The organism is Streptomyces sp. NPDC059853 (genome assembly GCF_042731495.1).
Lineage (GTDB): Bacteria > Actinomycetota > Actinomycetes > Streptomycetales > Streptomycetaceae > Streptomyces.
Genome location: NZ_JBHWJL010000149.1, coordinates 1 through 12,028 on the forward strand (window position 1 = coordinate 1; position 12,028 = coordinate 12,028).

12 protein-coding genes, 1 tRNA gene and 1 pseudogene are annotated in these 12,028 nt (G+C 73.8%); 9 read left to right on the forward strand and 5 right to left on the reverse strand.

Annotation, left to right across the window (positions count from 1 at the left end; translation table 11 throughout):
- From ACFV5N_RS16820 to ACFV5N_RS16830, 3 genes and pseudogenes are all read right to left on the reverse strand, one after another.
- Positions 1-217, reverse strand: a 217-nt coding sequence (locus ACFV5N_RS16820; protein ID WP_385599934.1) for an AroM family protein, incomplete at its 3' end; no start/stop codon positions are given.
- Between the two features lie 8 nt (positions 218-225).
- Positions 226-1,938, reverse strand: coding sequence for an OPT family oligopeptide transporter (locus ACFV5N_RS16825; protein WP_385599937.1), 1,713 nt, complete (start codon positions 1,936-1,938; stop codon positions 226-228).
- A gap of 26 nt (positions 1,939-1,964) precedes the next feature.
- Positions 1,965-2,516 (reverse strand): annotated as a pseudogene (locus ACFV5N_RS16830) (DUF1177 family protein); the annotation flags it as partial.
- Between ACFV5N_RS16830 and ACFV5N_RS16835 the strand changes: the two are divergent.
- The 4 genes from ACFV5N_RS16835 (at position 2,499) to ACFV5N_RS16850 (ending at position 6,451) form a co-directional block, all read left to right on the forward strand.
- A complete protein-coding gene (locus tag ACFV5N_RS16835; RefSeq protein WP_385599939.1) occupies positions 2,499-2,705 on the forward strand; it encodes a hypothetical protein in 207 nt (68 codons plus the stop codon). The pseudogene ACFV5N_RS16830 and the gene ACFV5N_RS16835 overlap by 18 nt on opposite strands.
- 87 nt (positions 2,706-2,792) lie before the next feature.
- Positions 2,793-4,250, forward strand: a complete 1,458-nt coding sequence (locus tag ACFV5N_RS16840; RefSeq protein WP_385599942.1) for an MFS transporter — start codon at positions 2,793-2,795, stop codon at positions 4,248-4,250.
- A 102-nt stretch (positions 4,251-4,352) separates the two neighbouring features.
- Entirely contained in the window at positions 4,353-5,417 is a 1,065-nt protein-coding gene (locus tag ACFV5N_RS16845) for a UDP-N-acetylmuramate dehydrogenase (RefSeq protein ID WP_385599945.1), read from the forward strand.
- 152 nt (positions 5,418-5,569) lie between these two features.
- Positions 5,570-6,451, forward strand: coding sequence for an inositol polyphosphate kinase family protein (locus ACFV5N_RS16850; RefSeq protein ID WP_385599948.1), 882 nt, complete (start codon positions 5,570-5,572; stop codon positions 6,449-6,451).
- Between the two features lie 64 nt (positions 6,452-6,515).
- Here the strand turns inward: ACFV5N_RS16850 and ACFV5N_RS16855 are convergent, their stop codons facing one another.
- Positions 6,516-7,538, reverse strand: a complete 1,023-nt coding sequence (locus ACFV5N_RS16855) for an adenosine deaminase (protein WP_385599949.1) — start codon at positions 7,536-7,538, stop codon at positions 6,516-6,518.
- Positions 7,539-7,609: 71 nt separating this feature from the next.
- The gene (locus ACFV5N_RS16860) at positions 7,610-8,854 is read right to left on the reverse strand and encodes a pyridoxal phosphate-dependent aminotransferase (RefSeq protein WP_385599952.1); all 1,245 of its coding nucleotides are present in this window, start codon (positions 8,852-8,854) and stop codon (positions 7,610-7,612) included.
- 137 nt (positions 8,855-8,991) lie between these two features.
- Here ACFV5N_RS16860 and ACFV5N_RS16865 point away from each other — a divergent pair.
- The 5 genes from ACFV5N_RS16865 to ACFV5N_RS16885 all read left to right on the forward strand — a co-directional run.
- Positions 8,992-9,064: transfer RNA gene (locus ACFV5N_RS16865), tRNA-Trp, on the forward strand.
- Positions 9,065-9,171: 107 nt separating this feature from the next.
- The gene (secE, locus tag ACFV5N_RS16870; protein ID WP_026047361.1) at positions 9,172-9,435 is read left to right on the forward strand and encodes a preprotein translocase subunit SecE; all 264 of its coding nucleotides are present in this window, start codon (positions 9,172-9,174) and stop codon (positions 9,433-9,435) included.
- A 76-nt stretch (positions 9,436-9,511) separates the two neighbouring features.
- On the forward strand, positions 9,512-10,396 hold the full coding sequence (gene nusG, locus ACFV5N_RS16875; protein WP_385599955.1) for a transcription termination/antitermination protein NusG: 885 nt from the start codon (positions 9,512-9,514) through the stop codon (positions 10,394-10,396).
- Between the two features lie 71 nt (positions 10,397-10,467).
- Positions 10,468-11,157 carry a response regulator transcription factor gene (locus ACFV5N_RS16880; protein ID WP_385599957.1) on the forward strand — a complete coding sequence of 230 codons (690 nt, stop codon included), beginning with the start codon at positions 10,468-10,470 and terminating at the stop codon, positions 11,155-11,157.
- A gap of 21 nt (positions 11,158-11,178) precedes the next feature.
- A partial coding sequence (locus ACFV5N_RS16885; RefSeq protein WP_385599959.1) for a HAMP domain-containing protein occupies positions 11,179-12,028 on the forward strand: 850 nt, incomplete at its 3' end.

The window sequence follows — 12,028 nt, forward strand, 5'->3', positions numbered from 1 at the left end:
CGGAGCGGCCGTCCCGCAGCCGGGAGACCAGCGGGGTCTCGCCCGGCGCGGGGGCGACGGCGGCGCGGGCCGCCGCCTCCCCCGGCCCGTCGAAGCGGTCCTCGTCGAGGGCGCCGTGCTCGGTGAAGGGGATGCCGGCCAGCAGCGGCGCGGCGTCCTCGTGCAGATCGGTGCGGGGTGCCTGGCCGATGGTGACCAGGCCGAGCGGTGCGCTCATGGGGGGCCTCACAGGGTCTTGGTGAGCTGGCTCACGTCGTGCACGGAGCTGCCGGCGATCAGTCCGGCGCCGACCAGGGAGAGGTCCGCCTCGGACTGTTCGTCACTGGCCCGGCGGGCGGCCGGGTCGGTGATGCCGCGGCGGCGCCACACGGTGTAGCCGGTGCGGACGACCAGGGCGCCCAGGACCAGCCAGCCGGCGGCGGGGGTGGCGACCAGCAGACCGGTGGCGAGCAGGACGCCCATCTGCCGGGAGGAGCCGCCGATGGCCTGGATGAGGGCGCCGGGGATGGCCCACAGCAGCAGGGTGCCCATGACGCCGGGGTCGAGGCCGGCCAGGATGGTGGCCACGTAGACCTCGGAGACCGGCGGGACGCGGCCCTCCTCGAAGAAGCCCTTCCAGGCGATCGCGACGACGACCAGGGCGACCGCGAAGCCGACGAGCTGGGCGAGGTACTGCTGGCGGCGGCCGTCCATCTCGTACGGCAGCCAGGGGGTGGCGTCCTTGCGCAGCAGCCAGCCGGCCTTGAAGTCGTAGCCGATGTCCGCGAAGGCGGGCCCGGTGGAGGCGGTGTAGCCGACCAGCAGGGCGAGCGGCACGGTGTCGATGTGCAGCACCAGGCCGACGATCAGCACGATGAGGGTGACGGCGAAGGCCGGGAACCAGCCGGAGTGCATGGCGGCGAGGCCGACGATCAGCTGGTGGACGAGGGCGGCGGTGGCGGCCAGCAGGACCCAGCCGATGAGCGCGGGCAGCGACATGCCGCTCGCGATGCCGCCGGTGACGGCCACGAAGACGGCTCCGCCGATGAAGAGCACCATCCCCTGGATCAGGCCGCGCCGCAGCTGGGCGGCGTCCTTGGTGCGCACCTGCGGGCTCTCCTGCGGGGCGGGGACGGGAGCGGGGGCGGGGGCAGGCTCGCCGGCCGCGGCTTTCGCGGCCCGGCCCTCGGCGCGGCCCTTGCGGTTGCGCATCAGCAGGACGGCCTGGACGAGGGCGACGAGGCCGGCGCCGACCATCAGGCCGTGCGGGATGAACTCCTGTGACAGGTTGACGTCGAAGATCCCGGGGGCGTACTGGGCGATGAGCAGGCCGATGCCGAACATGGCCAGCGCCCAGACGTTGCCGAGGAAGCCGACGCCCGCGGCGGCGGTCGGCAGTTTGGCCAGCGCGCCCAGCAGACCGGCCACGGCGCTGACGCCGAGGACGGCGGCCTTGCGTCCGCCGGTGTCTCCGGCCTTGATGGTCTCGGCGGAGGCGATGCCGGCCGGCCAGGCGTTGGTGGCGGACAGCAGCTTGGAGTCGAAGACCCGGTAGAGGACCCAGCTGTCCACGGCCAGGCCGATGGCGGCGCCGCCCAGCATCGGCCACACCAGGTCGGTGCGGCCCAGGGCGAAGGGCACCGCGATCGGGGTGAGCAGCGAGTTGGCGGCGGCGAAGGTGGCCCCGGAGATGGCGGACTGCACCAGGTTCTGCCGGTGCGGGGAGCGCATCCTGACCAGGATGCCCAGGGGGATGCGGCCGACCAGCATGGCGACCAGGGCGCCGATCACCGAGGTGTTCGGCGAGACGCCGAGCGAGGTGATCAGCACGACGCCGATCAGGGCGCCCAGCACGGACATCAGGACGGTGATGACGAGCGTGATGGGTTCGAAGGCGCGCGGGTGCCGCTGCCCGGGTTCCGCCGTACCGGCCGGCGGGGTGGAGAGTCTGGGTTCCACGGGGACTCCTGGTGGTGCGGTCTCTCTCAGGACGGGAGCGACTGGAGGTGGGTCATGGGGCCGTACAGGTCCACGAGGCGGGCGAATTCCTCCGGGTCGTGGAAGCGGGCGGTGCCGCGGCCGAATTCCTTGGCGGTCTCCACCGCGAAGCGGGCGGCGGCGGCGATGTCGGTCTCGTGGCTGGCGCCGGTGGCGCAGCCGGCGACGGCGGTGGCGGCGGTCACGGCCAGGCCCACCACGGGGGCGGTGGTGGCGACGGCGGGCTGGAGGATGGAGTTGATGTGGTGCACGCCGTTGCCGTAGGGCGTGATGTCCTGCGTGGTGACGGGCAGGACCCGGGCGGGCTCGCCGGTGACGCTCTCCAGCACGGACAGCAGGTCCTCGCTCACCCGCAGGATCCAGCCCTGGTGGATGGTGGGGGACAGTGCGATGCCGCGGTGGTTGAGCAGCCGGTTCCCCTTGGTGGTGTCGATGGAGATGATCGCCTCCATCGCGGGCGAGACCTCCTGGTGGTTGCAGGTCAGGGTGTCCACGGGGGAATCCATGAACGGCACCGGGTCGTGCGGCTGGGTGGGGGCCCCGCCCACTGGAACGAACTGTTCGAGTCCGTGTATCTGCGGCTGGGGGCGGACGGCCGGGTCACCGCCGACTTCCTCGGCGCCGGCATGCTCATCAATGTGCTGCTCGCCCTCGGCTTCCCGCCGGACCATCCGCTGTGGGTCGCGTGCGGCGGGCGCGACCGTTCCGGCACCGAGCGCTCCGGCTGATCCGTCCCCTCCCCGGCGGTGCCGCCGGGGAGGGTGTCCGTCTGCCAGTGAAAGTTATTGATCAATCACTAGTTTTCCGGAGGGGACATGTCCGACGCCCAGCAGCCACCGCGCCGTCCGCGCGCGGTCGTCGTATGGACGCTTGCGCTCACCTCGGCCGCCACCTTCATGGCGTCCCTGGACAACCTCGTGGTCACCACCGCGCTGACCGTCATCCGCGAGGACCTCGGCGGCGACCTCGCCGCGCTGGAGTGGATCGTGAACGGCTACACCCTGCCGTTCGCCTGCCTCCTGCTCTTCGCCTCCGCGCTCGGCGACCGCTACGGCCGCCGGCGGGTCTTCGCCTCCGGCATCGCCCTCTTCACCCTCGCCTCCGCCGGAGCGGCGCTCGCCGGCTCCACCGACGCGCTGATAGCCGCCCGCGCCGTCCAGGGCGCCGCCGCCGCGGCCCTCATCCCGCTCAGCCTCACCCTGATCTCCGCGGCCGTCCCGCCCGAGCGGCGCGGCGCCGCCTTCGGGGTCTGGGGCGCGGTCAACGGCCTCGCCATCGCGGGCGGCCCCCTCGTCGGCGGCGCCATCACCGAGCACCTGTCCTGGCACTGGATCTTCTGGCTGAACCTGCCCATCGGCCTGCTCGTGCTGCCCCTCGCCCTGACCCGGCTCCCCGAGAGCCGCGGCCAGGTCGAGCGGCTCGACGCGGTGGGCACCGCACTCGCCAGCGGCGGCCTCTTCGGCGTCGTCCTCGCCATCGTCCGCGCCCACGAGCACGGCTGGACCTCCGGCAGCGTCCTGGCCGGTTTCGCGCTCGGCGCCCTCCTGCTGGCCGCCTTCGTCCGGCACGAGGCCCGCACCCCCGAGCCGCTGCTGCCGCTGGGCCTCTTCCGCTCCCGCGCCTTCACCGCGATCAACATCACCAGCCTGCTGATGTACGCCGGGATGTTCGGCTCGATCTTCCTGCTGACCCAGTTCCTCCAGCTGATCATGGGCTACTCGCCGATGGAGGCCGGGGTGCGGATGCTGCCGTGGACCGCGATGCCGATGATCGTCGCCCCGCTCGCCGGGGCCCTCACCGACCGGATCGGCGGCCGGCCCGTCGTCGCCTCCGGGCTGCTGCTGATGGCGGCCGGCATGGGCTGGTTCGCGCTGTACGCCGACCCCGCCGTCTCCTACCCCGGCATGGTGCCCGCCTTCGTGCTGTGCGGCATCGGCATGGCCATGTTCTTCGCGCCGTCCGGGGCGATGGCGATGGGCGCCGTGCCACCGGGCATGCAGGGCATCGCCTCCGGCGTCAACAACTCCGCCCGCGAGGTCGGCGGCGCGCTCGGCGTCGCCGTCCTCGCCTCGGTCTTCGCCGCCCGCGGCGGCTACGGCTCGGGACAGGAGTTCACCGACGGACTGGTCCCCGCGCTGTGGGTGGCCGTCGGCGTGCTGGTGGTCTCGGCCGCCGTCATCACCTGGCTGCCCGAGCGGCGGCGGCCCGGACGGCCGGACCCCGCGCCCGGGGAGACCCCCGGCGCCCGGCCCGCCGACCCGGTCCCGGTCTGACCCGTCCCGGCCCGTCCGGCCCGCCCCGGACCGTTCCCCCTGCGGCGGAACGGTCCGGGCCACCGGCGGCTCCGGCGGCCGGCCGGGCCGTATTCTGGGCGGGTGCTCGAAACCACTGAGACCGCCGGTACCGTCCTCGCCGATCTGACCACCTTCCGGCTCGGCGGCCCCGCCGACCGGCTGGTCACCGCGAGCACCGACGCCGAGGTCGTCGCCGCCGTCGAGGAGGCGGACGCCACCGGCACCCCGCTGCTGGTCATCGGCGGCGGCAGCAACCTGCTGATCGCCGACGAGGGCTTCCGGGGCACCGCCCTGCGCATCGCCAACACCGGCTTCGACCTGGACGGCACCCACCTGGAGCTGGCGGCCGGCGAGAACTGGTCGGACGCCGTGGCCCGCACCGTCGAGGCCGGGCTGGCCGGTGTCGAATGCCTGGCCGGCATCCCCGGCTCGGCCGGCGCCACGCCCATCCAGAACGTCGGCGCCTACGGCCAGGAGGTCTCCTCGGTCATCACCGAGGTCGTCGCCTACGACCGCGCCGAGCGCCGCACCGTCACCCTGCCCGCCGCCGACTGCGGCTTCGCCTACCGGCACAGCCGCTTCAAGGCCGACCCCCACCGGTACGTCGTGCTGCGGGTCCGCTTCGCCCTGGAGGACGCCGGCGGCCTCTCCGCCCCGCTCGCCTACCCCGAGACCGCCCGCGCCCTCGGCGTCGCCGCCGGTGAGCGGGTGCCCGCCGCCACCGCCCGCGCGACCGTCCTCGCGCTGCGGGCCGGCAAGGGCATGGTCCTCGACCCCGCCGACCACGACACCTGGTCGGCCGGCTCCTTCTTCACCAACCCGCTGCTCACCGACGCCGACTTCGCCGCCTTCCGGGAGCGGGTCGCCCAGCGGCTCGGCCCCGGCACCGAGCCCCCCGCCTACCCGGCGGGCGAGGGCCGCACCAAGACCTCCGCCGCCTGGCTCATCGACAAGGCCGGCTTCACCAAGGGGTACGGCACGGGGCCGGCCCGTATCTCCGGCAAGCACACCCTCGCCCTCACCAACCGGGGCGGCGCCACCACCGCCGATCTGCTCGCCCTCGCCCGCGAGGTGCGCGACGGCGTGCACGCCGCCTTCGGCGTCACCCTGGTCAACGAACCGGTGACGGTCGGCGTCAGCCTCTGACCCGTCCCGCTCCCGCACGCCGCCCGGTCACCCCGGGCGACGGCCGCCGAGGCGGTCCGGGCGCACCGCCCGGGGGAACGCTCCTCGGCGGGGCTTCCGGTACCCACCCCCACATCGGCTGTGGGCCGTCACGGCCCGCGGGAGGGAACACAGTGCGCTCGCACAGGACCCGGCGGCGCGTACCGCCCGCCCAGGAGCGTGCCCGGCGGTCGGAGGTCCCGCCGCCCGACCCGGCCGTGCGGCGGGCGGAGGTGGCCGGCGGGCACGGCGGGATCGCGACCCGGGCCGGCGGGCGGATCGTGGAGAAGCCCACCAACGCGGTCGAGCGCGCCTTCTACGCCGCCCTGCGCGCCGGCCGCCATCCCGGGCTCCTCGGCGTGCTCCCGCGCTCCTACACCGCCGCCGAGGTCCGGGCCATGGACGGCCGCCGGGGTGCCGGGGACGACACGACCCATGTCTACCTGGCCCATCTGACCTACGGCATGACCCGGCCCCGGGTCCTGGACATCAAGGTCGGCTCGGCCACCGCCAGCCGCCGCGAACTGCTCACCTCCATGTCCCGGGCCCGCGCCCGGATCAAGAAGGCCCGGCTGACCCTCGCCGACCGCATCACCGGCTCGGCCACCCGCGGCTACCGCGTGGTCGGCAGCACCGGCCTGTGGCGCGGATCCCGGCTGGCGGTGGGACGCGCCTCCGAGGAGATCCTGCGCGGGCTCTCCCTGGAACCCGCCGTCTACGAGACCGTCGCCGCCCAGCTGGAGCGGATCAGGACGGCCGCCGCCGGGACCGGCCTCGCCTTCCTCGCGGCGAGCGTGCTCATCGCCGTGGACGAGGACCCGTACGCGGCCGACCCGGCGCGGACGGTCCGCACCACGCTGGTCGACTTCGCGCACACCTTCGGCCCCGACACCCAGAGCCCCGGGCAGGTGGCCAAGTACCGGGACCGCTTCGACACCGGCCTGGCCCGGCTGATCCAGGACGTCCGGGCGGCCGGCGAGGCCAGGCGGCGGGCCGAACGCAAACGCGGCACCTGAGCACCGGGCCGGAGCCGGTGCCGGAGCCGGTGCCCGGGGCGGGACCGCAGGGCGGCCCCGCCGCTCACAGCGACAGCCACTCCTCGATCTCCACCATGATCTTCTCCTGCACGTCCCGGGGCGCCGCCGACCCGCGCACCGACTGCCGGGCCAGCTCCGCCAGCTCCCGGTCCGAGAAACCGTGGTGCTCGCGCGCGATCTCGTACTGCGCCGCGAGACGCGACCCGAACAGCAGCGGGTCGTCCGCGCCCAGCGCCATCGGCACCCCGGCATCCCACAGCGTGCGCAGCGGCACGTCCGCCAGCCGCTCGTACACCCCCAGCGCCACATTCGACGCCGGGCACACCTCGCACGTCACCCGGTCCCGCGCCAGCCGCTCCAGCAGCCGGGGGTCCTCGGCGGCCCGCACCCCGTGGCCCACCCGGGAGGCCCGCAGATCGTCCAGGCAGTCCCGGACACTGGCGGGCCCCGACAGCTCACCGCCGTGCGGCGCGGCCAGCAGCCCGCCGTCCCGGGCGATCGCGAACGCCCGGTCGAAGTCGCGGGCGAAGCCGCGCCGCTCGTCGTTGGAGAGCCCGAAGCCGACCACGCCCCGGTCCCGGTAGCGCACGGCGAGCCGGGCCAGGGTGCGGGCGTCCAGCGGGTGCTTCATCCGGTTCGCGGCCACCAGCACCCGCATCCCCACCCCGGTGTCCCGCGAGGTCACCTGCACCGCGTCCAGGATGATCTCCAGCGCGGGGATCAGCCCGCCCAGCCGCGGCGCGTACGAGGTCGGGTCGACCTGGATCTCCAGCCAGCGCGCGCCGTCCCGCGCGTCCTCCTCGGCCGCCTCGCGCACCAGCCGCTGGATGTCCTCGGGCTCGCGCAGACAGGAGCGGGCGATGTCGTACAGCCGCTGGAACCGGAACCAGCCGCGCTCGTCCGTGGCCCGCAGCAGATGGGGAGGCTCGCCGCCACGCAGCGCGTCCGGCAGGTGCACGCCGTACTTGTCCGCCAGTTCCAGCAGGGTGGAAGGCCGCATCGAGCCGGTGAAGTGCAGATGCAGATGGGCCTTCGGCAGCAGCCGGACGTCACGCACACGATCCATCCAGGAATCTTGCCGCATTACGCCGTCCGGCCGGTAGCCGCGTCACCCGAACGTGAACCCGCTCCGGTGGCTCAGCCCGCCTCCGCCAGCAGCTTCTGGAGCCGCGAGACGCCCTCGACCAGGTCGTCGTCGCCCAGCGCGTACGACAGCCGCAGATAGCCGGGCGTGCCGAACGCCTCACCCGGGACCACCGCGACCTCGGCCTCCTCCAGGATCACCTCGGCCAGCTCCACCGAGGTGGCCGGATGCCGCCCGCGCAGCTCCTTGCCGAGCAGCGCCTTGACCGACGGGTACACGTAGAAGGCGCCCTCCGGCTCCGGGCAGACCACGCCGTCGATCTCGTTCAGCATCTTCACGATGGTGCGCCGCCGCCGGTCGAACGCCTTGCCCATCTCGGCCACCGCGTCCAGATCGCCGGAGACCGCCGCGATCGCCGCCGCCTGCGCGACGTTGCTCACATTGGAGGTGGCGTGCGACTGGAGGTTGGTGGCGGCCTTCACCACGTCCTGCGGGCCGATCAGCCAGCCCACCCGCCAGCCGGTCATCGCGTACGTCTTGGCCACCCCGTTGACGATCACGGTGCGGTCGGCCAGCTCGGGGACCACCACCGGCAGCGAGGAGAACTCGGCGTCCCCGTAGACCAGATGTTCGTAAATCTCGTCGGTGAGCACCCACAGACCGTGCTCCACCGCCCAGCGGCCGATCGCCTCGACCTGCTCGCGCGGGTACACGGCGCCGGTCGGGTTCGACGGGGAGACGAACAGCAGCACCTTGGTGCGCTCCGTGCGCGCCGCCTCCAGCTGCTCCACACTCACCCGGTACCCGGTGGTCTCGTCCGCGACGACCTCCACCGGGACGCCGCCGGCCAGCCGGATCGACTCCGGGTAGGTGGTCCAGTACGGCGCCGGGACGATCACCTCGTCACCCGGGTCGAGCAGCGCGGCGAACGCCTCGTAGATCGCCTGCTTGCCGCCGTTGGTCACCAGCACCTGGGAGGGGGAGACCTCGTAGCCGGAGTCGCGCAGCGTCTTCGCCGCGATGGCCTGCTTCAGCTCCGGCAGCCCGCCGGCCGGCGTGTAGCGGTGGAACCGCGGCTCGCGGCACGCGGCCACGGCGGCGTCCACGATGTACCCGGGGGTGGGGAAGTCGGGCTCGCCGGCGCCGAAGCCGATCACCGGCCGGCCGGCCGCCTTGAGGGCCTTCGCCTTGGCGTCGACGGCCAGGGTCGCGGACTCGGAGATCGCCCCGACGCGGGCCGAGACCCGGCGTCCGGCGGCTGCCGATGCGGACTGTGCGGTGGGTGTCGCTGCGCTCATAGGGGCATCGTCGCAGACCGGGCCGGGCCGCGGCACCCGGGTTGCGGCGGTTGTCCGTTCGACGGGCGGCGATTGAGCACGTACACTCTCCACCCAGTGGGGCCGGGTGCGGTAGGTTTTCCCGGTGCCACGAGCAAAGGGTCGTAGCTCAATTGGTAGAGCACTGGTCTCCAAAACCAGCGGTTGGGGGTTCAAGTCCCTCCGGCCCTGCTACGCACAGCAGGTGGACAGTGGTAGTACGTACCGCAATGCAAGCCGTCCGGGGGACCGGGCGGCTTACGACCATGACCGGGATCAGGTGAGGGCGAGTGGCTGGGATCACGGACTCCGTCGAGACGCCGGAGCCCCGGGGGGACGGCGCCGGCCGTGGACGCGGGCGGCGTGCCAAGCGCGGGCCGCTGGGCAAGCTCGCGCTGTTCTACCGGCAGGTCATCGCCGAGCTGCGCAAGGTCGTCTGGCCCTCGCGGCGTCAGCTGACCACCTACACCTCCGCGGTGATCGTTTTCGTTCTGATCGTCATCGGCATCCTCACCGTGCTTGACTGGGGATTCAGCCGGGTCGTCGAGTACGTCTTCGGCTGACCCCGCTCCGGACGGGGCGCGGCGGGCGCGGACGTAACGTCGTCCTGACACCGCGAGCCGCGGCGATCCCGCCCGGATGTTCCACGTCAATGTGAAGCAGGAAGAAGCAGCCACCGTGTCTGACCCGAAGTCTGACCCGCATCTGACCGACGACGCCGCCGAGGGCGACGACACCGCGCGCGACATCGTCGAGGCAGCGGACACCGTCGACCAGACCGAGGCTGCCGACGCCGCCGCGGGCGAGCCCGCCGAGTCCGCCGCCGTCCACGCGGAGGACGAGGCGCGGGCCGACGGGGAGGAGCCCGCCGAGGAGGCGGAGGCCGAGGCCGAGGCCCCCGAGCCGGTCGACCCGGTCGCGCAGCTGCGCGAGGAACTGCGGGTGCTGCCCGGCGAGTGGTACGTGGTGCACACGTACGCCGGCTACGAGAACCGGGTGAAGACCAACCTCGAACAGCGCGCCGTGTCGCTCAACGTCGAGGACTACATCTTCCAGGTCGAGGTGCCGCAGGAAGAGGTCGTCCAGATCAAGAACGGCGACCGCCGCACCATCAAGCAGAACAAGCTCCCCAGCTATGTGCTGGTGCGCATGGACCTGACCAACGAGTCCTGGGGCGTCGTGCGCAACACCCCCGGCGTCACCGGCTTCGTGGGCAACGCCTACGACCCGTACCCGCTGACGCTGGACGAGATCGTCAAGATGCTGGCCCCCGAGGCCGAGCAGAAGGCCGCCGAGCAGGCCGCGGCCGAGGGCGGCGCCCCGGCGGCCGGCCGCCGGGTCGAGGTCCAGGTGCTGGACTTCGAGGTCGGCGACTCGGTCACCGTCACCGACGGCCCCTTCGCGACCCTCCAGGCCACGATCAACGAGATCAACGCCGACTCCAAGAAGGTCAAGGGCCTGGTGGAGATCTTCGGCCGCGAGACCCCGGTCGAGCTGAGCTTCGACCAGATCCAGAAGAACTGACGGCGGCACCTGCCGCTCCGCCCCGGTACCGGGCCTCCACCCCGGTACCGGGGCGCCGCTAGTCTGTGCGCATGCGCGCCCTCATAGTCGAGAACGATGACCGGGTGGCGCGCGCTCTCGCCCGGACCCTGCGGGCCGAGGGGTACGACGTCGAACGCTCGCGCAGCGTCCGCGAGGCGGCCGAGGCGATCGGCACCGCCGACTTCGAGATCGCCCTGGTGGACCTCGGCCTGGACGACGGCGACGGCGTCGAGGTGATACGGCTGCTGCGCGACCGCGCCGCCACCGGCGTCATCGCCGTCACCGCGCGCGGCGAGCAGACCGACCGGGTGCGCGGGCTGCGGGCCGGCGCCGACGACTACCTGGTCAAACCGTTCGGGGTGGCCGAGCTGCTGGCCCGCATCGAGGCCGTCACCCGCCGGCTGCGCGTGCTGCGCACCGGCCCCGCGCCGCGCGGCACCATCGGCCACGGCGACCTGCTGATCGACCGCGACCGGCACGAGGTCTCCCGGCACGGCGAGACGCTGCGGCTGACCCGCAAGGAGTTCGAGGTGCTGGTGCTGCTGGCCCGCAACGCCGGGGCGGTGGTGGAGCGCGAACGCATCCTCGACCAGGTCTGGCAGTCCGCCTGGGAGGGCAGCAGCCGCACCCTCGACACCCACATGACCTCGCTGCGCGCCAAGCTCGGCCCGTCCGCGCGCATCACCACGGTGCGCGGGGTCGGCTACCGTCTTGAGGCCGCCGGCCCGGCGGACGGGTAGCCACCGGTGCGCCGGCGCATCATGGCCGCGCTGCTCCCGGTCCTGGCGCTGCTGGTGGTGGGGATCGGCCTCGCGTACGCGGTGGTGGTGAGCGAGCGGACCACCCAGCAGGTGTTCATCGACCGCAGCGGCGACGCCGTACGGTTCGCCACCCTCGCCGAGGCGGCCATCGCCTCCGGCGAGTGGACCCGGATGCACGCGGAGCTGGACGCCTACCACGAACTGTACGACTCACCGGTGTGGGTGCTGGGCCTGGACGGCGGGCTGGTCCACGACCCGGGCCCCGCGCCGCCCGAGGGGCTGGCGGCCAGTGCCGAGGTACGGCGCGCGTTCGCCGGCGCCCGGGCCACCGAGGCGGCCACCGTATGGCCCTGGCAGCGCGGCCCGCTGCGGGTGGTGGAGCCGGTGGGCCGGGACTCGCAGGTGACGGCCGTGGTGGTGATCGAGGCGCCCACCGACGGGCTGCGCGCCGCCACCATGCGCCGCTGGGCGACCGGGGCGGCGCTGCTGCTGGTCCCCGTGCTGGCGCTGGTGGGCGCGCTGTGGCCGCTGACCCGCTGGATCCTGCGCCCGGTGCGCGACCTGGAGCGCATCGCGCTGGACGTGCGCGGCGGCGAGCTGGGGGCGCGCGCCCCGGCGGAGCACGGCCCGCCGGAGCTGCGCGGTCTCGCCTCCGCCTTCAACCAGATGGTGGACACCGTGCAGCGTTCCCTGGAGCGGCAGCGGATGTTCGTCGGGGACGTCGCCCACCAACTGCGCAACCCGCTGGCCGGGCTCCGGCTGTCGGTGGAGAACCTGCGGCCGTGGACCCGGGAGCCCGCGGCGCGCGAGGCGTTCGACGAGGCGGTGGACGGCGCGGAGCGGATGGGGG